This is a genomic window from Ruminococcus sp. 1001713B170207_170306_F1 (genome assembly GCF_015668065.1).
Classification (GTDB): Bacteria; Bacillota; Clostridia; order Lachnospirales; family Lachnospiraceae; genus Blautia_A; species Blautia_A faecis.
In genome coordinates this window covers 45,781-68,165 of sequence record NZ_JADPEX010000014.1, presented here as the reverse complement: position 1 = coordinate 68,165, position 22,385 = coordinate 45,781, and the positions used below count along the sequence as shown (strand labels likewise).

Below are 22,385 nucleotides of genomic sequence, written 5' to 3'. Positions count from 1 at the left end.
AGTCAATCAAACACCTGCCTTCATTCCCATTACTTCCCGGTCACGTCCTGATACTGTCTTACGTAGCTGCCGCCTTCAGTCGCATAGGTTTCTGTCTGCTGGTTGCTTGGATATTTCATGCCCAGACGTCCGATGGCGATTTTCCGGATTCTTTCAAGGTCAACACTTGAAGTCACCTGGCTCTCATATGCATCGTTGTCTTCTTTCAGCTCGGCCAGTTGGGATTCAAGAGTGGCCAGCTGGCTTCTTTTACTGGTGCATTCTGTTTTCAGTTTCAGATAATTAATACTGCAAAACACAATAAGGATACCAAGTGCAGCCAGAAATATGGCAAAATTACGGTTCATATTATTGGCTTTCGCACGGTTTCTCCTGGCTGCCTTACTAAGCGGCTTGTTCCCCCGGACCTGCTGCTCTGGTGTGGTCAGCTCTGGTTTTGCCTTATTTTTACGAACAGAATGCTCTGGCTGACGGTACTCTCTCCGCTCAGGAACTTCCTGGACTTTTCGGACAGTGTTGCCATCAACATACACATTTTGTGGACGTCTTTTACCTGACACAGTATTCGTATGTCTGCCTGTCTCCGCCATTTTTTACCCTTCTTTTAAACTTTTTTTTCAAAAATTCTAAGCTTAGCACTCTTAGAACGCGGGTTTTCTTCCATTTCTTCATCACTTGGAAGAATTGGCTTCCTTGTGATAACTCTCCCCTTGGATTTCTTTCCGCACACACATACCGGAAAATCCGGTGGACAGGTACACGGGTTCTCATTTTTTCGAAAAATTGTTTTTACAATTCTGTCTTCCAGTGAATGGAACGTAATAATGCAAAGCCTTCCGCCATCATCCAGAAGATCGATCATCCCATCAAGTGAATCACGAAGAACATCCAGTTCCTTATTCAGCTCAATTCTGATTGCCTGGAACGTACGCTTAGCCGGATGACCTCCTGCTGCCTGTATCTTCATAGGTATGGATTCCCGGATGATCTGTGTAAGCTGACCCGTTGTCATAATGGGGCTCTGCTGTCTTGCTGCTACTATATGTTTCGCGATATTTTTCGCAAATTTATCTTCACCGTAATCGCGGATAATGCGATACAGTTCTCTTTCTTCATAACCGTTAACAATGTCACTGGCAGTCTGTGTCTGTCTCTGATCCATGCGCATGTCAAGAGGTGCATCTACCCGATAGGTAAATCCACGTTCCTCATTGTCCAGCTGATAGGAGGATACTCCCAAATCCAGAACAATACCATCAACCTTGTGAATTCCCCTTGCGGCAAGCTCCTGTACCATGTAACAATAATTGCTGCGAATGATTGTCACCTGGTCAAAGGCGGCAAGCCGTTCACTCGCAGCAATTATCGCATCCTGGTCTTGATCTATACCAATAAATCTCCCCTTGGCAGAAAGTTTCCTGCATACCTCAATGGCATGTCCTGCGCCGCCCAAAGTGCCATCCACATAGATTCCATCCGGCTTAATATTCAGCCCGCCAACGGTCTCGTCCAGTAATACAGATTTGTGTTTAAATTCCATTTCCGTCTCCTGTTGGATTTCTCGCTTATTTTATGCTCAGATGACGATTCCCATGTTCTCCATGTCGGCAGCAATGCTGTCCATATCGTCATAATTGCAATTCTCGCTCCATTTCTCCTTGCTCCAGACTTCTACTCTGCTTAAGTTTCCAGCCAGAATAACATCTTTCTCCAGACCAGCGAACTCACGTAACGTCTGTGGTACGAGAATTCTCCCCTGCTTGTCCAGTTCACATGTTGTTGCACCTGCAACAAAGAAGCGCGAAAAGGCTCTAGCGTCTTTATTTGTAAGTGGTAATGCACGGAGTTTCTCTTCAAAGGCTTCCCATTCATCCATAGGATAAATATAAAGACAACCATCAAGTCCTCTGGTAAGAACAAATTCCTCACCTAAAGGTTCCCGAAATTTCGCCGGGATGATCAAACGCCCCTTCGCGTCGATTGTGTGATTGTACTCGCCCATGAACATAAAAACTCACCTACTCTCGTGAAATACGAGTCTCCCCCTCGTATCTCATGACGGGAAACAAATGGAAGTTCTGCCACTTCGTCCCCATTTGTCACCACTTTTCTCCACTTCCTACCACTTATGAACCCATTCTAACCCATTTGCCCCTAAATTACAAGTGGGAAATTATGAAATCTATTACATAATTCTGTTACAAAGTCCTTACAAACAGCGAAAATGCAGTCAAAAAATTTTTATATACAAATAAATCCTGCCCTGCAGGACTTTTTATATCACCGGAAATTCCAGCGGAATTTCCGGTTACACACAAAAAAACGCCACTTCAGTGGGATTCGCCCCCACCAAAATGACGTTTTGTTCAGACCAGATTCAGATATCTGACAATCATATGATCAATCTTCCTGCTCATGGGCAGGTTTTTTCGCAAATCTGCGCGGCTGGCTATACAACCATTCATCTTCTTCTGAAGCTGTCGGATTCTTCGCAGCAACAGTTTCTTCTTCAGAAATCCTGGCATTTTCTTCCACATGATTTTCTGTACCGGAAGCTTCTGGAAAGGCTTCCTCCTCAGAAATTTCTTCTGTATCTTTCTCTGAGTCCTCCTCATAGAAATCCTCAGCAACTGAATTTTCCTCTTCCACGATTTTCTCTGTGTTCTCTTCATCCCGAGAATTTTCTTCCGGATGCTCTTCTTCCACAGACGAAGTTTCTTCTGATTCTTCGGAATCATGTTCATAAGCAGATGCTGTTCCGTTATAGACTTCCCGAACACCTGCGGCATCTCCATCTGCAAAAGCTCTCTCCAGTCTGAGCCGGTCTCTGTACTCTTCTGCTTCAGCTTCTCTGGCTGCTCTTTCCTGCGCTTCATAGTCCTGTTCTCTCCTGCGTCTGCGCCTTGCCGCCCTCTTTTTCGCCATGGTTTCTTCCACAACTGCGATCATAGCACAGATTACAAACATTGCTGCTGAGATCAGCTGGGAAATTCCAACAGAAGTTCCCGGAATCATAAGCTTGTCTGTTCGAAGAAGTTCTATGCAAAATCGTCCGAGACCATATCCTGCCAGATATTTCAGAAATACTTCTCCGTGGAAATGTTTTTTGCGCTTCCACACAAGCATCAGGAGAAACAAAAGCAGACACCAAAGACTCTCGTATAAGAAAACCGGATGTACTTGAATATAAGAAGTTCCACCTATTGTCTCCAGGTTTTCCCTCATTGCAGATGTCACTTCGCTGGAACGCACAGCAGATAAAGGGAGCTGCATTGCAAATATGCTGTTGGTATACTCACCGAAAGATTCCCTGTTAAAGAAATCCCCCCACCTTCCTATTATCTGCGCAATAACGATTCCCATGCTGGCAGTATCTGCCATCTGCATAAAAGATTTTCTGCGCACGCCGCAGTAAATGGCTGCTCCCAGCATTCCTCCAAACAGACCGCCGTAGAATGTAAGTCCGCCATTTCTCACATTAAAGATCTCAATAATATTGCCCTTATAAAGATTCCAGGAACATAAAACATAAAGCATTCTGGATCCGACCACACCCAGAAGCAGGGACATGATCATCATTTCCAGATAATCGTCTTTATTCTCGCCGCAGCGCTTCGCTTCCAGAATCACAAATCCCATTCCCAGAAGCATTCCCAGAGCTATTACAAGGCCAAAAAATGTAATCTCAAATCCAAATATTTGAATGGATTTCCCCACATAACCCAGGTTTATTCCTAGATTCGGAAACTGAATTGACATTTATGCTATCCCTCTGTTTCTATTACTTATCAGACATTGAAACGGAATAAGATCACATCGCCATCCTGTACTACGTAATCCTTACCTTCCATTCTTACAAGACCTTTTTCTCTTGCGCCTGCATAGGAGCCACAGTCAAGAAGATCCTGATAGTTTACCACCTCAGCCTTAATGAATCCACGCTCAAAATCAGAATGAATCTTACCTGCTGCCTGCGGAGCCTTGGTTCCAATCTTGATGGTCCATGCTCTGGTCTCATCTTCTCCGGAGGTCAGGAAGCTCATAAGTCCAAGGAGATGATAACTTGCCTTAACCAGCTTCTCAAGTCCTGATTCCTTGAGTCCAAGATCCTCCAGGAACATTTTTCTCTCATCCTCATCCAGTTCGGAAATCTCTTCCTCGATCTGTGCACAGATTACGAAAATCTCACTGTTCTGCTCTGCAGCATATTTTCTTACAGCCTGTACATGCGCATTGTCAGCACCATCATTTGCAAGATCGTCTTCTGCAACATTTGCAGCGTAAATAACCGGTTTCTGAGTGAGCAGATTGTATGTTCCCATCCATGCTTCCTCATCCTCATTCTCCAGTTCCATAGTGATGGCCATTTTGCCGTCTTCCAACCATTTCTTGATCTTCTGAAGGAAATCAAGCTCTTTTGCAGCTTCTTTGTCCATACGGGCAGTCTTGGTAACCTTTGCAATTCTTCTCTCCAGGATCTCAAGATCAGAGAAAATGAGCTCCAGGTTGATAGTCTCAATATCACGGATCGGGTCGATGCTTCCATCTACGTGAATTACATTGGTATCCTCAAAACAGCGTACTACATGAACGATTGCATCAACTTCACGGATGTTTGCAAGGAACTGGTTTCCAAGACCTTCTCCCTTAGAAGCGCCCTTTACAAGTCCTGCAATGTCAACAAATTCTATAACGGCCGGTGTCACTTTCTTGGAATGATAAAAATCACCAAGCAGTGCAAGTCTTTCATCCGGCACAGTAACAACTCCCACATTCGGGTCAATGGTACAGAAGGGATAGTTCGCAGATTCTGCACCAGCCTTTGTCAGGGAATTAAAAAGTGTACTTTTTCCTACATTTGGAAGTCCAACGATACCTAATTTCATTTTATCCTATTTCTCCTTATTTTTAGGGGCGTTTGACATTTCTTTACGCCATTCTTTTGCTATTATACCACAAACAATAAAAATATGATATATTTCCGGCCCCATATTGTCTTCTCTATACATCTTTTTATTTTAGCATACCCAACTCTTTCCATCAAGACAAAAGCTCTGGACAATCTGATAAATTTGAAAAAACACCTCATATTTCCAATTGAATATGAAGTGTTTCTCTTTTGTAATACATCATTTATTTCAAATCTCTGGACATGATCATAAGAAGACTGCCTTTTTCGTAGAGTACCTTGGCCTTTTCTTCCTGGATCTCGTTGCTAACGGTGCGGCCGCAGTTATCTGTAGTAAGGCGGTAATGATCCAATGGGTATTTAAACCCCTTCAAAGTAAGACCTTCAACCGTTTCACCGGCTGCGAAAAAAGAAATATATTTTCCGAACTGACTGTCTTTTCGAATAATATAGCCATTTTCCACAAGACAGATGTAATTCTGAGCATCTGCCAGGATCACATTGACACCCTTTTGTCTGCCATATTCCAAAAGTCCCATGTTTCCAATAAAATGATCCAGTCTTCCACCAGTTGCGCCAAGAATAAGAATATTCTTTGCCCCTCTTCTTATTGCCAGATTTAAAGTAGACTGGGTATCTGTATCATCCTTTTCAGGATTCAGTCTGACAATTTCTGTATGGTCAAGACTCTCCAGATATGCCTTTCCAGCACCTGATAAACTGTCAAAATCACCGTCCACAATATCCGGGACAAGACCTGTTTCCAGAAAGAAATCCAGTCCTCTGTCAGCCGCCAGCAAAAGCAGCTTCTTTCCTTTTCGCTCTTCTTCTATTTTTCTTATAAAATCGAGGGCAAAATCTTTCTGGATCATGCCCCCGCTTACGATTACTGTATCTATCATTCTATCTCTCACTCAATCCTGTCACCAATCTCTTCGATCTGTTTCTGAATATGGCGGACATTCTGGGCAATATCACCGCCGAATACCCAGGATCCGGCAACAAAGATATTGGCACCAGCTTTCATAACAGTCTCTATGGTACCTTCATTGATTCCACCGTCAACCTCAATATCCACATTCAGATTCTCTTTGTCGATCAGTTCTCTCAGTTCCTGAATCTTCTCTGTACACTCGTCCATATATTTCTGTCCGCCAAAGCCAGGCTGAACAGTCATTACCAAAACCATATCCACATCCTCAAGCATATGGCTGATATCATTTACCGGAGTTGCAGGCTTGATGGAAACACCAACTTTCACTCCTGCATCCTTGATACGCTCTATAGTACGTTCCAGATCCTCACATGCCTCAGCATGAACGGTGATGGAATCCGCACCACAATTTACAAAATCCTGAATGTATCTTTCCGGCTCTGTCACCATAAGATGAACATCAAAAAACATCTTGGATTCTTTACGGATGGATTTGATCACCGGCATACCAAAGGAAATGCTCGGTACAAAATCTCCATCCATAACATCAATATGGAGCCATTCAACTCCTTCGTTTTCAAGAATTTTAATCTGTTCGCCCAGACGGTTAAAATCCGCTGATAAAATGGAAGGGCATAGCTGATACATAGTTTTAGTATCTCCTTTTCTCTTTTAATTCCTCATATAAAGCCAGATAGTTGTCATACCGCTGCTGACTAATTTTACCTTCAGACAGAGCTTTCTTCACTGCACAGCCCGGTTCATGAATGTGCATACACCCCTGAAACCGGCATTGCGGCTCATACATTACAAATTCCGGGAAGTAATCCCGAAGCTCCTCTTCCTTCATATCGGTAAGATACAAAGAAGAAAATCCCGGAGTATCCACCAGGAAAGTATTCTTCTCCACCGGGATTACCTGGGAATGTCTGGTGGTATGCTTGCCGCGCTTCAGTTTTTTGCTGATCTCACCAGTCTCCATCTGCACTTCACCCTGCATACAGTTGGTAATGGAAGATTTCCCCACACCGGAAGGTCCTGCAACTACTGTTGTTTTTCCCTTCAGTATCTCATGGATCTCGTCCATTCCCTCTCCCTCATAGGTACTGGAAAGCACTACACGATATCCACATCCAGTGTAGATTTCGTAAAGCTTTTCCATTTCTTCCTTCTCTCCCACATCTTTCTTATTGAAGCAGATAACTGCAGGAATTTCCTGCTGCTTCATCATAATCAGAAAGCGGTCCAGAAGAAGAAAGTTAGGCTTTGGATTCTCCATGGCAAAAATCAAAAATGCCTGATCTACGTTGGCAACAGCAGGACGGATAAGTGAATTGCGGCGGGGAAGAATGGAAGTTACACTGCCTTCCTTCTCCTCCTCATTCAAAACGGTAATCTCCACATTATCACCTACCAGAGGCTTGAAATTATCCTTTCGAAAAATTCCTTTTGCTTTACATTCGTAAACATTGCCGTCTTCCGCATAGATATAATAGAAGCCTGCAATTCCTTTAATGATCTTTCCCTGCATGGATTACTCAACCTTCTCAAAAGTAAGAGGATAATGGCCAAGTTCCTGATAGCTTCCATCAGATTGCTGCTCAGACAGATATAAAGTACCCTCAGCAACTCCTGGTGCACCTGTAATATCCAGCTGATATGGGAAAGTAAGCTGCTGTCCTTCTACCACAGAGCTTGCTTTTGGAGCGCCGCCTACATTCTGAACAAGCTCCAGTCTGATCAGACCTCCATTATATCCGGTAGGCGTATTCAGTTTCTGTGTACATTTCCATACTTCGCCATTTGCTGCTGCAGTAGTATCAGAGGAACTCTGATCCTCAGTATTCTGTGAAGAAGTATCCTGACTTCCACTGCTTACAGTAAGAGTGATCGTATCGTTATCCGGATCTGCATATACCGGGTTGTCATCTGTATATCCTATAGGATCCTGAGAGATAACAGTTCCCTCTGCAACGTCTGTGCTCATCTGCATTTCCACATTAATATTAATGAATTTGCCAAGCTTGGCAATTGCATCATTCTTCTCCATTCCGGTTACATCTGGCACCTGTACACTGTCACCATAATTAATACCACGGCTGATAGTAAGAGTAACTGTATCGCCTGCCTTGACAGTAGTTCCTGCCGCTGGCTCAGTATCAAGGACACATCCAATGTCTACCATAGAAGACTGACTTTCATCCGGGTAAATCTTATTGATCTGAACCGTTAAGCCCTGGCTTTCCAGAGTTTCCTGCGCCAAAGCGCCATTCTGACCGAACATATCTGTAAGGGTAACGGACTCAGAACCTTTACTTAAATAATAGTTAACAGTTGAATTTTTAGCTACCTTTGTTCCCTGTACAGGATCCTGTGAAGAAATCTTGCCTTTTTCCTGTGTGGAAGCCTCTTCACCTTTGTAGGTCATTCCGATATTTACAGAAGCGCAAAGTTCCTGTGCCTCAGCCTCTGTCTTACCGATAAGATCAGGTACTGGTACCATACCATCATCTTCGTCAGCAGCCTGGGTAACCTGTGCCTGCTGATTCTGCTGATCCAAAGAAGAATCCTTGCTGTCTCCGATCAGACCTGCTGCCTTTCCCACAACAAGAATTACCGCGATCAGAACTGCGGCACCTATGATCAGAGCAATAATACTTCCAGCTACACTGACGCCTCTTTTCTGCTTTTTGATACGTCTTTCTCTCTCTTCCCGCTCTCTGCTTCGTTCACGATCCCGGTTCTTTCTGGAGCCTTTCGAGCTCTCTTCCTTATTATCATACTCGAAATCGTCATCATCATCGTAGTTTGTCTCATTCAGTTCTTTTTCCAGAGTTTCTATATCCGGCTTAAGAGTCTGCTTCGGAGTATGCTTGATCTCTCCAAGCTCTTCATCAGAAATTACAACCGTCTTAGCATCTGTATCTACAGATGTAAGCTTCACAAAATCTCCCTGCGGGTCAATAAGAGAATGCTTCAGATCCTCGATCACGTCCTCCATCTTATTATATCTGCGGTCCACACTCTTCTGGGTGCATTTCATAATGATCTGTTCCAGACTGTACGGCAGATCCGGGGAATAAACACTTGGCGGTACCATCTCTTCCTGAAGATGTTTGATTGCAATGGCAACTGTAGTATCTCCGTCAAAAGGAACACGTCCTGTTACCATCTCATATAAGGTGATACCAAGTGAGTAGATATCACTCTTCTCATCGCTGTAGCCACCTCGTACCTGCTCCGGTGAGCTGTAATGTACAGACCCCATAACATTAGAGCTGATGGTATTGGAAGAAGCAGCTCTTGCAATTCCAAAGTCTGTTACCTTTACTTTGCCGTCTGTGGAAATAATAATATTCTGAGGCTTCACATCACGATGTACAATGCCGTGGCTGTGTGCTGCCTCAAGTCCCATAGATACCTGAATGGCAATACTGGTAGCTTCCTTTACCGAAAGCTTGCCTTTCTTGGAAATATACTCCTTAAGAGTGATTCCCTCGATCAGCTCCATTACGATATAATAAACACCCTCATCATCGCCTACATCAAATACATTTACTATGTTTGGATGGGTAAGACCTGCTGCTGCCTGCGCTTCACTTCTGAATTTCTTTACAAAAGTTGCATCTTCCCTGAATTCCGGCTTCAGAACCTTAACTGCCACAAAACGGTTTAGTTTATGGTCCATTGCCTTATATACGTCCGCCATTCCGCCGGTACCGATTTTACTTACAATTTCATAGCGTTCTGCTATAATCATACCTGTCTTTAACATGTTTCCACCTCATTCGTGAATGGTTCTATCAATATGATTGCAATGTTATCCTTGCCGCCGTTGTTGTTGGCTTCCTGGATAAGAGTATTTCCCTTCCAGGTGATATCCTCATCAGAATTCAATATGATTTCTTCCATTTTTTTGTCTTCCACCATATTGCTGAGACCATCGGAACACATCAGGATCGTACTTCCCGGTTCCAGACGCATATCAAAGAAATCCACGTCTACAGTTTTTTCTGCTCCCAGAGCTCTGGTGATAATGTTTTTATCCGGATGATTTCTTGCCTCCTCAGCAGTGATTTCACCCATTCTTACCATTTCCTGAACCAGTGAATGATCCCTGGTAATCTGCCTCAGCTGTTTATCCACCACATATAGTCTGCTGTCTCCCACATTGGCAACATAAGCATACTGACCTACAATGGTGGCTACTACCATGGTAGTTCCCATTCCACGAAGCTTCTCATCCTTCTGCGCCTGTTCTATAATTTCTGTATTCGCAGTCTCAATGGCATGGCGGATTACCTTTACAGGATTATAATCCGTATCCTCCCTGATTTCATCTACCAGTATCCTGACCGCGTGAGAGGAGGCATAATCACCTGCATTGTGCCCTCCCATTCCATCAGCAACAGCAAAGAGGTTCGGGAGATTTCCAACTGTGTCCTGGGAAGCGAACACATAATCCTGGTTCATCTTCCGCTTCATTCCTATATTCGTAGCTGAATATACCCTCATGTCACTTCTCGCTTTCTGTCCTTTTCGTACTGTTGTTCAACATAGCAACATCAGTTTTTCGTTACTGCGGATCGTAACTTTTTTCCATATAACTTTTTCGTAATTGTCCACAAGCACCGTCTATGTCACTGCCCATTTCCCTTCTAATAGTAACATTAATTCCGCATTTTTCAAGTTTTATTTTAAAATTCTCTACAGCCTGATGCGTAGAACGCCTGTAAGAACGCTCCTTAATAGGGTTTACCGGGATTAGATTTACATGACAATTAATATCATGGATTCTGCTGCTCAACTCTCTTGCATCTTCGTCACTGTCATTAACACCAGCCACAAGACTGTATTCAAAAGTAATTCTCCTTCCAGTCTCCTGAAAATAATTGCGGCATGCATCCAGGACTTCGTCCATACTGTACCGCTGTGCAATAGGCATAAGCTCCTGTCTTTTTTCATCATTTGGTGCATGCAGAGACAAGGCAAGGGTAATCTGCAGTTTTTCCTTTGCAAGCTCATAAATTTTTGGAACAATTCCGCAGGTCGATACGGTGATATTCCTCTGGCTGATGTTAAGACCATTTTCATCGGAAAGCAGATGTACAAAGCGTACAATATTATCATAATTATCCATAGGTTCGCCAGTTCCCATTACTACTACATTAGATACCCGCTCTCCCGTTATGCTCTGGATCCTGTAAATCTGATCCAGCATTTCCGAAGGAAGAAGGTTTCTTGTCCAGCCTCCAATAGTGGAAGCACAAAAACGGCACCCCATTTTACAGCCTACCTGTGACGAAATACATACGGAATTTCCATGCTTATAACGCATAAGAACACTCTCGATCACATTTCCATCAGAAAGGCGGAACAGATATTTTCTTGTGCCGTCAATGGCAGAAACCTGTTCATCCACCATTTCCAATGCCGCTATGGGATAGTCTTTCAGTTTTTCTTTTAGTTTTCCTGGTATGTTTCCCATCTCATCATAAGAGGTTACCAGATGTTCATGTAACCAGCTGTAGATCTGCTTTGCCCGAAAGGGTTTCTCTCCCAGTTCGGTCATCAGATTTTTCAGTTCGTCTTTCGTCATCGACTTAATGTCTGTCATATTTATATTCCTATTTTCTTCTGAATTTCGCAATAAAGAAACCGTCTGTCTTATGTACTCCCGGGAGCAGCTGCAGATATCCAAGTGCAGTTGTCTCTGAGTGCAGCTCCTCTGGAAGATAAGGATCCAGGCTCTCCAGCTTAAACGGATAATTATTCAAAAACCACATCATGTTCTCTTCGTTTTCTTCTTTTGCAATGGTACAGGTACTGAAGATCAGCTCTCCTCTTGGCTTCACATAGTTTGCTGCGCGATCCAGAATGGTTCTCTGCAGAATCACTATTTCATCCTGTTTCTGTGGCGTAACACGGTATTTGATCTCCGGCTTCTTGCCGATCACTCCATACCCGGAACAAGGTACATCTGCAATTACGACATCTGCAAGCAGTTCTGAATCCTGATCAAAAATAGTAGCATCCTGCACTCTTGCCTGTACATTAATAGAATTGGTACGCTGGATGTTTTCCTCGATCAGATTGACTTTATACTGGCTTACATCTCTTGCATCTACCGTTCCATATCCCTCCATCTTGTCTCCCATATGAAGACTCTTTCCACCTGGCGCAGCACACACGTCAATAACATAATCACCCTTCTTCGGATCTGCAACCTCCGCAACCAGCATGGAACTAACATCCTGCACGACAATTTTACCCTTGATAAAAGCATCCAGTGCAAGAATATGGTTAAATTCAGAAATGCTGTATGCATAAGACAGATATGGTGCAGGTGCTACATGAACGCCTTGACTTTCCAGGCTTTTTATAACCTCTTCCTTGGAATTCAGATAAGTCCGGCATCTGATGGTAAGAGGATGTTCCGTAAGAAAATCCGCCAGTATCTTCTCTGTTGTTTCTTCTCCATAGGCTTCCAGCCACCTGGTTACCAGCACCTCTGGCATGGAATACTTTACAGAAAGATATTTCAACAGATCATCTTCTTTTTGAGGGAACCGGACCTGATCCATTTCCCGGGCTATGGTACGAAGAACACCATTTACAAAAGGCTTCAGATTATAAAAACCTTTTCTTTGCGCCAGCTTCACAGCCTCATTGCACACTGCGCTGTCTGGCACACTATCCATGTATTTCAGCTGATATACTGCACTTCTTAAAATTTCCCGGATTGCAGGCTTCATCTTATCAACTGTCACCTTGGAAAAAGAATTGATAATGTAATCAATCTGGATCCGGTATTCCAGCGTTCCTTCACAGACACGGGTGATAAATGCCCGGTCCTGTTTGGGAAGGAACTGATATTTGGAAAGGGCATTCCGAATTGCCACGTGGCTGTGCTCGCCCTCTTCGATTTCAAGTAAAATTTCCAGGATCATCTCCCTGGAATTGATTCCGTTAATCATCCCGTCTTCTACCTCCGGAAAGTATGATCAGTCTCAGAAGCTGTAAAATGGAAGAAGCAAGAGCTGCTACATAAGTAAGGGCTGCCGCTGTAAGAACCTTCTTCGCACCTTTGTTTTCCTCGCGGCTTAAAATTCCTGTGCTTTCCAGCATTTTCAAAGCTCTTGAGGAAGCATTGAATTCTACCGGAAGTGTTACAAGCTGAAACAGTACCGCCAGTGAAAACAGCACAATTCCTACAGTTGTAAGTGCCGGTATGGAAAGGATCAGTCCCAGAAGAAAAATCGGCCAGGAAAGGGAAGATCCGATATTTGCCACCGGAACAATAGCTGAACGGATATTCAGCGGTGCATAATTTATATTGTGCTGAATGGCATGACCACACTCATGGGCAGCGACACATACAGCTGCCACAGAAGTTCTTCCATATACGTCCTGTGAAAGTGCCAGCCTCTTTGTTCTCGGATCATAATGATCTGTAAGGCTTCCGGAAATTGGAACAATCGTTACGTCGTAAATTCCGGCTGCATTTAAAATCCTCTGGGCAGTCTGAGCTCCTGTAAGACCTGAATGGCTGCGCACCTGCTGATAACGTGCAAAAGTGCTTTTCATCTTTCCAGATGCAGCCAGTGCCAGCACCATTCCAATGATCAGCAATACATAAGTAGGATCAACATAAAATCCATAAGGATATCCATATCCGTACATAAGATCACTCCTTTTTATCTGTGAATCTGCTTCCGGTTTCTATATGACATCCTCGAAGGAATGCATCCGCATCCATTCTCTTTTTTCCTTCTAACTGTACCTGTGAAAGTACCAGAACATCCTCACCGCAAGCCACGTAAATTCCTTTTTTGTCTGTTTTTACTACTGTTCCAGGTTCTGGCTTTTCTGCGCCAGTTTCTTCACTTTTTACTACAAAGCTTTCCCATACCTTCAAAGTTTTTCCATTCCAGAAGGTAAATGCGCTTGGCCACGGATTTAAACCTCGCACCAGTCTTTCCAGTTCCTCGGCTGATTTCCCGAAATTGATCAATCCCATCTGTTTGGTGATCATACCGGCATATGGAGTAGGGCTTTCCTCCGGCTGTTTCTCGTAAACAGCTGTGCCATCAAAAATGTGAGGCAATGTCTCAACAAGAAGCTTCGCTCCTGCTTCTGCAAGCTTATCAAACAGAGTTCCGCCCGTCTCATCTTTTGCAATCGGCACTACGATTTTTGAAATCATATCTCCTGTATCAAGACCTGTGCCCATTCTCATGATCGTAACACCAGACTCCTTTTCCCCATCAATAACCGCCTGCTGAATAGGAGCTGCACCGCGGTATTTCGGAAGCAGGGATGCATGGATGTTAATACATCCGTATTTCGGAAGCTCCAGAATGCTTTTGGGAATGATCTGTCCAAAGGCAGCTACCACAATAATATCGGGTTCCATTTTCTCCAGAACCTGTAAAAATTCCGGATTGCGTACCTTCACAGGCTGGTAAACCGGGAACCCATGTTTCATTGCCTCTTCCTTTACAGGAGTGGGAAGCATAGTCTTTCCCCTTCCCTTCGGCTTATCCGGCTGGGTTATAACACCTGCCACCTCATAGCCAGCTTCAGCCAGTGCATGAAGGGGATTAACTGCAAAATCCGGCGTTCCCATATAAACAATTTTCATTTATTCCTCTTCCTCCTCATTGTCATAACTTACATGATGTAATTCACCTTCAACCAGACGTGTGTACATTTTTCCGTCAAGATGATCCAGCTCATGACAAAATGCACGGGCAAGGAGTCCTTCTCCTTCATATATCTGCTCATTCATATCCATATCAAGAGCTTTTACCTTCACATAATTTGGGCGGGTAACCTGACCGGACATTCCCGGAACACTTAAACATCCCTCCTCGCCTGTCTGCTCACCGGATGTCATAAGAATTTCCGGATTGATAAGAATAATTGGACCATCTCCAATATCGATCACTACGATTCTCTTTAATATACCCACCTGGGGAGCTGCAAGGCCAACACCGCATGCGTCATACATGGTTTCCAGCATGTCTCCTACCAGATCCTTTGTACGTTTGTCGATTTTCTCTACTGGTCTGCAGATTTTTTCCAAAACGGAATCTCCCTCTGTTCTGATTGTTCTAAGTGCCATCTCTGTGTTATCTCCTTTATCTTTGAATTTGGAAATACCCGTTGTTTCAAAGCCCTGCACCTTAACGCAGCCCTTTATTTCCGGTATTTCGCCTTATGAAAAATCAAATTGTATATTAACTTTTCTGAAGCCGGAATTGATTTCTATATATTCCTCCAGCCTGTCCTTTATTCGGACAAGCAGATCATAATTCTCATGTTTCAGATAAAGTACTCTTCTGTATACATCCTTTACTTTCCCTACAGACGCAGGGGCGGGACCGATCACATGAAGATCTTTTCCCGCATATATTTTTCCTGTAAACAGACCAAGATAGTGCATGGCTGTCTCAAGAAGCTTCTCATCCTCCGAAGAACCAAGCACTGCCATCATATGGGCAGCCGGGGGATAATCCATAAGAAGACGGTATCCCATCTCTTCCTGGTAAAATTCTTCGTAATCCTGCTTTGCAGCTGTCTGTATGCTGTAATGATCCGGACTATAAGTCTGGATCAAGGCATGGCCTTCTTTCCTTCCTCTTCCTGCTCGTCCCACCGCCTGGGTAAGAAGCTGAAAAGTGCGCTCACCACTGCGATAATCATCAGCATTCAGGGATAAATCTGCAGCAAGGATCCCCACAAGCGTAACATCCGGGAAATCATGTCCCTTGACGATCATCTGGGTTCCAATCAAAATATCGGCCTCATGCCTGGAAAAAGCAGACAGAATTTTTTCATAGCTTCCCTTAGCTCTTGTAGTGTCGTAATCCATTCGAAGAACTCTTGCCTCTGGAAATTCTTTTTCTACCACCTGCTGGATCTGCTGGGTTCCCGCTTTAAAACCGCCTATATATGGGGAAGAACAGACTGGACATTTGTCCGGTTTCACAGTTTCATAACCACAATAATGACAGATCAGCTTTCTGCCATTATGCTCACTTAAGGAAACGTCACAGTGAGGACATTTCATTACATGACCGCAGGAACGGCATGAAACAAACCCTGCGTAGCCACGGCGGTTGAGAAACAACATGGCCTGCTCCCCTTTTTTCAGGCACTGGCTCAGGTCTTCTCTCAGTTCCAGACTGAGGGCAAGGCGGTTTCCTTTTTTTAGTTGTTCCCTCATGTCAATAATTGATACCCTGGGAAGAGGTCTTTCTTCAAATCTGGCTTCCAGCTTTACAAGGACATATTCTCCTTCTTTCGCCCTGTAATACGCTTCCATAGATGGAGTTGCAGAACCAAGAATTACTCTTGCGCCTTCCAGCTTTGCTCTGTGGATAGCCGTTTCCCGGGCGTGATACCTTGGACTGTTTTCACTTTTATAAGAAGATTCATGCTCCTCATCAATAATGATCAGCCTCAGCCTTCCAAAAGGAGTAAAAAGTGCTGAACGGGGTCCCACCATAACCTGCAGTTCTCCCTGTTTGGCTCTTTTAAACTGGTCATAACGCTCTCCCAGGGAAAGTCTGGAGTTAATTACCGACACCTTATCACCAAAACGACCATAAAATCGCCGTACAGTCTGATAAGTCAGCGCAATTTCCGGAATCAGCACGATTGCCTGACCGCCTTCCTTTATCACCTTATCGATCAGCTCCATATATACTTCCGTTTTTCCACTGCCGGTAACTCCGTGAAGAAGAACCGGTCTCGGATCCGGGTGTTCCCATTCTGATAAGATCTGATTCACAGCCATTTGCTGGGATATACTTAATACTGCTGGTGCCACATGCGGAATATTCTCTGCATCTGCAACTGCATTTCTATACACTTCATCTGACTCCACAGAAGCAATCCCCTGTTCTTCAAAATATCTCAGGACAGAAGCCGTAGTGCCAAGCTCCTTTGAAGCCCAGGCAGTCTCAATTTTCCCATTTTCATTCTGCAAGAGTGCTTCCAGAAGGCGGATACGTGCTTTAAATCTGGTCATGCTGAGCTCTTCCAGAAGCTTTTCCCCATCTTCTCTGGAAATCAGAAGGGTTATCCACCTTTTTTCCTGGGCTTTCATCTTTTTCTGAATAGGAAGAACTGTTTTCAGAGCCTGGATCATGGTAGAGCCATAATTTTCTTTCATCCACCCTGCCAGCGCGATCAGCCTGGATTCTGTGGTTTCCTGATCATTTTCAATACCGGCAACAGATTTGAGCTGGATTCCCTTTACTTTAGGCTCACCAGAAATCCCCACTACATATCCCTTGCGCACATGATTTCCTCTTCCAAATGGAATGGAAACCACCATTCCCACCTGTATCTCTTCCTTCAGTTTCTCCGGAACCAGATATTGAAAGCTTTTATCCAGCTTCTCATGGGAAATGTCTACAATAATATCTGCATATGTCATGTTTTACTTTCCAGCAAGAATATCTGCGATCAACACACGCTCATCCATAGGATATTTTTTACCTTTGATTTCCTGGTAATCTTCATGACCTTTACCAGCCAGCACCACAATATCCCCTGGTTCTCCGTGATGGATGGCATAAGCGATTGCTTCCTTGCGGTCTGGGATCTCCACATATTTACCCTCTGTCTTCGCCATGCCCACTTTGATATCATCAATAATAGCCTGAGGCTCCTCATCTCGCGGATTATCAGAAGTAATGATGGTCAGATCTGCCAGACGACCGGAAACTTCTCCCATCTCATAACGACGAAGCCTGGAACGGTTTCCGCCACAGCCAAACAGGCAGACTAGTCTGTGTGGATGATATTCACGCAATGTAGTAAGAAGACTTTCCAAAGCCATTGCATTATGTGCATAATCAATCATCAGGGTAAATTCATCAGATACTTTCACCATCTCAATACGGCCTTTTACTTTTGCTACCTTCAGAGCCTTCAGGATATTTTCCTGGGAAACCTTAAAATGACGGCAGATTGCAATAGCGGTAAGAGAGTTGTAAATACTGAATTTACCCGGGATGTCGATTTCAACAGGGAAATCCATAAGTCCCTTCAGCTGATAGGAAATTCCAAGATAGCCTTTTCCGCCAATCAGTCTGGCATCCTCAGCGCGAAGGTCTGCTTTTTTTGAAAAGCCATAGGTTTCCAGAGTACAGGTATGTCCCTCTACAATTCTGTCAAAATGCTCATCATCACGGTTTACAATTCCTACGCGGCACTGCTTGAGAAGCATAGCTTTACAAGACAGATAATGATCGAAGTCCTTGTGCTCGTTTGGACCAATATGATCTGGTTCAATATTTGTGAAAATTCCAAAATCAAACACAAATCCCTGAGTACGATGCAGCATCAGCCCCTGTGAGGAAACTTCCATAACCACACAATCACAGCCAGCTTCCACCATTTCGTGAAAATACTCCTGAACTACATAGGATTCTGGTGTGGTATTAGAAGCAGGTATTATCTTATTTCCGATAATTGCCTCAATAGTACCGATCAGACCAACCTTGTATCCGGCATTTTCCAGAATGGATTTTACCATATAGGTAGTAGTGGTTTTTCCCTTGGTTCCGGTAATTCCGATTGTTTTCAGCTTCTCTGCCGGATGTCCAAACCAGGCCGCTGAAATAAATGCCATAGCATATCTGGTGTCTGTCACCTGGATAACCGTAACATCTGACGGTGCAGAAACCTCCTCTTCTACTATCAGAACTTTAGCACCTTTTGCTGTCACATCCGGGATAAATTTATGTCCATCTACAACAGCACCTCTGATACAGATAAACAGAGAGCCGTCTGTTACCTTTCTGGAATCATAAACAACACCAGTGACTTCCTGCTCTGTGCTCCCCTGCACGCAGGTGTATTCTAACTTCTCTAATAAGGATGATAATTTCATAATATATGCCTCCCTATATTGACGTTGCTTTAAAATCACGCCAGAGCTTATTTGAAAAAGACTTTCAGCAAGATGTGCGTCACAATTTGCGGGAATGATTTTTCAAACACGCTCTAATCTGGTGACATCATACAGCAACGCATACTCTTTTATAGAATATCACACACAGAATTTGTTTTCAATCTTTCCTGTTAAAAAAGCAGTAACCGTTCACCTCACATTATAGTTTCCATTCACGGGTCATCTGTGAGCATTGCCTCCAAACATTCTTCTGGCGGCTACAGCGGAAAAAAGAAACGAAAGCAGAATCAGTACCTGAAACAGCTCTTTGTGGGAAGTATCCCCTGTTTTTGGAGAGGTGGACGCAGCCATTGTGCTGCCATCATTATTCCCACTGCCTATGCCAGTTCCATCTCCATTTCCACCCCCATTTCCGTTTCCGCTTCCATTTCCATCCTTCTCCTTATCTTCCACACGGATGGTTGCCTGATCCCGCACTGCGCTTTCCTCACCAGTCTCGTCAGTAACTACAATAATCTGATTCATCAGATTCTGGTCTTTCAGATCTTTTGGAAGTACAACTTTTGCCTTTAAATTCACACAGCCACCAGGTGCGATTTCCTGGATTTTCGCCTGAGTCCTGCTTTTATTCAAGGTTATACCTCTCTGTTCCTGAAAAGTAGCTGTTACTCCGGCAAGCCCGAAACGTTCTGTAGTAACTACGGAATGCAGAGTCACCTCCCCGGTATTGTGAATACTGATCTGATAAGTCACAGTCTCCCCAGGGCTGGCGTTGTCGCAGTCAGCTGTTTTCTTTACCGTAAAAGAGGCTTTTCCCTGCTGTAATGTTAACTGTTTTTCTGCTGCTTTCTCCAACGAAACCGGATTTTCTGTTTTTGCAAAAAGCTCCAGCTCCAGATTACTTTTCTGATCCATGTCCGGATCTATATAAAAAGACAGGATTCGTGTTTCCCCTGCGGAAAGGCTTTCCAGCACTGCACCACTTTCCGAAACTTCAAGGCCAGGCTCCTTTTCCCACACAGGTACCAGTTCCTGTTCTTTTACTTTGGCCTGAAGGGAAATTTTATAAAAAGGTACCTGACCATTATTTGTCAGATTCACTGCCATATGAATGCGTTTTCCAGTATAAAGCGCCTTTTTCTTGGCTTCCATCTCCACTGAAAAATCCATGTATGCAGCTGGTATCTCCAGACTCTTAGATAAGGCTTTACACAAAATGTTTTTTTCATTTTCCACTTTTTTTACAATGTAAACTCCGCCTCCATTTTCTTCTCCGCTTATAGCACCATTTGCATGCAAAATATCCTGACAGGTAGGAACTGTATGTTTTTCTGCTGGAAAACGATATTCATCCCGCAAGGTAACCGGAATTTTCAGCTGTTTGCCCTGTTCTCCCGGATTTATTTTCCAGCGGAATCCGGTTATACTGCTGGATCTTCCGTCAGCAGTCTCGATAGGAAGCTCCTCTTTCAGGCAGCCTTCAGGTGCCATAAACGAAGCATCTGGCTGAAAATATTCAGAAAGCCAGACTACCAGTTCGTAAGATGTTGGATGAGGTATTGTTTCATCCGAAAAATCATATTGATCATTTTCCAGGCTCCCGTCCTGATTTCCACTGCTGAATAAATTTTCATCGCCACTTTCATATTCCTGGTTTTCATTTTCCCACGTAAGTGACGCCAGCCCATCTGCCTTTACAGAAATCACCGCTTGAAATTTCTGTAAATCTGTCCATGCCGCATCTTGGGCAACAAATAACCCGCCTTCCATTTCTGCTCCATATGCCACTGCCGGCTGCGCCGTGCATCCAACCAGCATCCCAGCTTCTGCAAGCAGACTTACTCCCACTGCCAGTATCTTTTTCCATATCCTGTTTTTCATTATAACTTCTCCTTTTCTACCCCTATTTTTCACTAATCTCTGTTATTAAACTACTATTTTACAAAACGGACTTGCCGCCTACTGGCGACGTCACCATATAAATGAGTCACTGACAGCACATGGGAATCACACCTTTCTCACTTAAACAGATCCTATTCACAGCATTCCGAAGCAAATTTGCCTTGCCATTGTATGCATCCATTTTCAAAAAAGCGTATAAAACGCCCAGGTTAACAGGTTTCCTTCAAAAAACGGGTTATCTTGCGCCGAACCGGCGCGGTAGAAATTCTTTTCTGCAGAATGCAGAAACAAGATAGGTTTACTTTACCACACTTGGTCTTTAAATGCAATAAAGGGTCGGATTTTATTTTCATTTCATATTTTTTCGATTTCTTTTAGATTTGAGACACATTTTCCTCACAAATTGCCGATATAATGAATTTCGGATAGATGAAAAACCACTCTCTATCTCCCCCCTCAAAAATATAGGAAATGAGCCATCTGCCTGATGCGGATGGCTTTTCCTGTTTCAAGGACTTTTCTATTGCAATTCCCACCCTTAGCTTTTATAATGGAAGATATTACACAAGGATGTCCGGAGAAATCATTCATGTTGCTGTGAATACTTTCACAGTAATCCACTTAACTCTGATATCCGCATTATATTCTTGACAGAAACGAGGTATCTCCTATGAGTGAAAAAATCGTAGTAGTTGCATTAGGTCACAGAGCTCTCGGCACCACACTTCCAGAGCAGAAAGTAGCCACCAAAGCCGCAGCAAAAGCAATCGCAGATCTTGTTGAAGAGGGGGCCAAGGTGGTAATCTCCCACAGCAATGGCCCACAGATCGGCATGATCCACACTGCAATGAATGAATTTGGAAAGACACACCCGGATTATACATTCGCTCCTATGTCAGTCTGCTCCGCAATGAGCCAGGGCTACATTGGATATGACCTTCAGAATGCGATCCGCTCTGAATTTATCAGCCGCGGAATTTACAAACCTGTTGCTACCATTCTTACCCAGACTGTTATTGATCCATATGACGACGCTTTTGCAGATCCGGAGAAAATTATCGGACGTGTTCTCACTGAGGAAGAAGCTGAAGCAGAGGAAGAAAAAGGAAACTTTGTCACCAGACTTGCTGATGGCGGATACAGACGAATCGTAGCAGCTCCGAAGCCACAGAGAATTGTAGAGCTTGAGACCATACGAGCACTTCTCAATGCAGACCAGGTTGTTATCGCAGCCGGCGGCGGTGGAATTCCAGTGCTTGAGCAGGGCATCAACCTTCACGGTGCCAGTGCCATCATTGAGAAAGATCTTGCTGCAGGACTTCTTGCGGAAGAATTAAATGCCGATACTCTTCTGATTCTCACAAGTGTAGAGAACGTAAGTCTGAACCACGGTCAGGTAAATGAGCAGAAGCTTGGCAGCATCACTGTAGCAGACGCTAAGAAATACATCGAAGAGAACCAGTTTGCTTCCGGTTCCATGCTTCCCAAAATCGAAGCAGGTATTTCCTTTATTGAGAAAGGGGAAGGCCGGAGCACTGTGATTACCGATATGGCTCATGCCAAAGAGGGCTATGAAGGGAAAACAGGAACTACCATCCGCTAGAGAGTGTTTGAAAAAGGCTTTCTGCAAGATGTGCGTCACAATTTGCGGGAATGATTTTTCAAATACGCTCTAAACATACAAAAAGGAACCTCCGACGAAATAAGTA

The 22,385-nt window shown here is 43.8% G+C and carries 19 protein-coding genes; 1 reads left to right on the top strand and 18 read right to left on the bottom strand.

All coding sequences use genetic code 11. The features are described 5' to 3' along the window. Nucleotides 1–29: 29 nt before the first annotated feature. The 18 genes from I4V84_RS10085 to I4V84_RS10000 form a co-directional block, all read right to left on the bottom strand. Nucleotides 30–590, bottom strand: coding sequence for a septum formation initiator family protein (locus I4V84_RS10085; RefSeq protein WP_118578198.1), 561 nt, complete (start codon nt 588–590; stop codon nt 30–32). Between the two features lie 14 nt (nt 591–604). After that, complete coding sequence (gene rsmH / locus I4V84_RS10080; protein WP_148461134.1) at nt 605–1,540, bottom strand: 16S rRNA (cytosine(1402)-N(4))-methyltransferase RsmH; 936 nt, start codon at nt 1,538–1,540, stop codon at nt 605–607. 36 nt (nt 1,541–1,576) lie between these two features. Further along, a complete protein-coding gene (gene mraZ / locus I4V84_RS10075) occupies nt 1,577–2,008 on the bottom strand; it encodes a division/cell wall cluster transcriptional repressor MraZ (RefSeq protein WP_118578197.1) in 432 nt (143 codons plus the stop codon). Nucleotides 2,009–2,400: 392 nt separating this feature from the next. Further along, on the bottom strand, nt 2,401–3,759 hold the full coding sequence (gene lgt, locus I4V84_RS10070) for a prolipoprotein diacylglyceryl transferase (RefSeq protein WP_195991845.1): 1,359 nt from the start codon (nt 3,757–3,759) through the stop codon (nt 2,401–2,403). Between the two features lie 29 nt (nt 3,760–3,788). Further along, nucleotides 3,789–4,886, bottom strand: coding sequence for a redox-regulated ATPase YchF (ychF, locus tag I4V84_RS10065; RefSeq protein ID WP_021926448.1), 1,098 nt, complete (start codon nt 4,884–4,886; stop codon nt 3,789–3,791). 247 nt (nt 4,887–5,133) lie between these two features. Next, on the bottom strand, nt 5,134–5,811 hold the full coding sequence (locus I4V84_RS10060; RefSeq protein ID WP_118578195.1) for a thiamine diphosphokinase: 678 nt from the start codon (nt 5,809–5,811) through the stop codon (nt 5,134–5,136). 8 nt (nt 5,812–5,819) lie between these two features. Further along, on the bottom strand, nt 5,820–6,491 hold the full coding sequence (gene rpe / locus I4V84_RS10055; RefSeq protein ID WP_118578194.1) for a ribulose-phosphate 3-epimerase: 672 nt from the start codon (nt 6,489–6,491) through the stop codon (nt 5,820–5,822). 4 nt (nt 6,492–6,495) lie between these two features. Continuing rightward, complete coding sequence (rsgA, locus tag I4V84_RS10050; protein WP_118578193.1) at nt 6,496–7,374, bottom strand: ribosome small subunit-dependent GTPase A; 879 nt, start codon at nt 7,372–7,374, stop codon at nt 6,496–6,498. 3 nt (nt 7,375–7,377) lie between these two features. Beyond that, complete coding sequence (gene pknB, locus I4V84_RS10045; RefSeq protein WP_195991844.1) at nt 7,378–9,618, bottom strand: Stk1 family PASTA domain-containing Ser/Thr kinase; 2,241 nt, start codon at nt 9,616–9,618, stop codon at nt 7,378–7,380. After that, the gene (locus I4V84_RS10040; protein ID WP_118578191.1) at nt 9,612–10,358 is read right to left on the bottom strand and encodes a Stp1/IreP family PP2C-type Ser/Thr phosphatase; all 747 of its coding nucleotides are present in this window, start codon (nt 10,356–10,358) and stop codon (nt 9,612–9,614) included. The genes pknB and I4V84_RS10040 overlap by 7 nt, the downstream gene beginning before the upstream one ends. A gap of 61 nt (nt 10,359–10,419) precedes the next feature. Further along, nucleotides 10,420–11,460 carry a 23S rRNA (adenine(2503)-C(2))-methyltransferase RlmN gene (gene rlmN, locus I4V84_RS10035; RefSeq protein ID WP_187565060.1) on the bottom strand — a complete coding sequence of 347 codons (1,041 nt, stop codon included), beginning with the start codon at nt 11,458–11,460 and terminating at the stop codon, nt 10,420–10,422. Between the two features lie 10 nt (nt 11,461–11,470). Continuing rightward, on the bottom strand, nt 11,471–12,820 hold the full coding sequence (rsmB, locus tag I4V84_RS10030) for a 16S rRNA (cytosine(967)-C(5))-methyltransferase RsmB (protein WP_187565061.1): 1,350 nt from the start codon (nt 12,818–12,820) through the stop codon (nt 11,471–11,473). Next, nucleotides 12,813–13,526 carry a zinc metallopeptidase gene (locus I4V84_RS10025; protein WP_173718149.1) on the bottom strand — a complete coding sequence of 238 codons (714 nt, stop codon included), beginning with the start codon at nt 13,524–13,526 and terminating at the stop codon, nt 12,813–12,815. The genes rsmB and I4V84_RS10025 overlap by 8 nt, the downstream gene beginning before the upstream one ends. Before the next feature lie 4 nt (nt 13,527–13,530). Continuing rightward, on the bottom strand, nt 13,531–14,487 hold the full coding sequence (gene fmt, locus I4V84_RS10020) for a methionyl-tRNA formyltransferase (RefSeq protein ID WP_195991843.1): 957 nt from the start codon (nt 14,485–14,487) through the stop codon (nt 13,531–13,533). Then, complete coding sequence (gene def / locus I4V84_RS10015; protein ID WP_118578240.1) at nt 14,488–14,970, bottom strand: peptide deformylase; 483 nt, start codon at nt 14,968–14,970, stop codon at nt 14,488–14,490. It abuts the gene before it with no gap. Between the two features lie 93 nt (nt 14,971–15,063). Then, entirely contained in the window at nt 15,064–17,292 is a 2,229-nt protein-coding gene (gene priA, locus I4V84_RS10010) for a primosomal protein N' (protein ID WP_187565062.1), read from the bottom strand. A 3-nt stretch (nt 17,293–17,295) separates the two neighbouring features. Continuing rightward, complete coding sequence (locus tag I4V84_RS10005; protein WP_195477675.1) at nt 17,296–18,753, bottom strand: UDP-N-acetylmuramoyl-L-alanyl-D-glutamate--2,6-diaminopimelate ligase; 1,458 nt, start codon at nt 18,751–18,753, stop codon at nt 17,296–17,298. Nucleotides 18,754–18,993: 240 nt separating this feature from the next. After that, nucleotides 18,994–20,655: a DUF11 domain-containing protein gene (locus I4V84_RS10000; protein WP_195991842.1), complete on the bottom strand. Its 1,662-nt coding sequence runs from the start codon at nt 20,653–20,655 to the stop codon at nt 18,994–18,996. Nucleotides 20,656–21,346: 691 nt separating this feature from the next. Here I4V84_RS10000 and arcC point away from each other — a divergent pair. Continuing rightward, on the top strand, nt 21,347–22,279 hold the full coding sequence (gene arcC / locus I4V84_RS09995; RefSeq protein WP_148461122.1) for a carbamate kinase: 933 nt from the start codon (nt 21,347–21,349) through the stop codon (nt 22,277–22,279). The last annotated feature ends 106 nt before the right edge of the window (nt 22,280–22,385 follow it).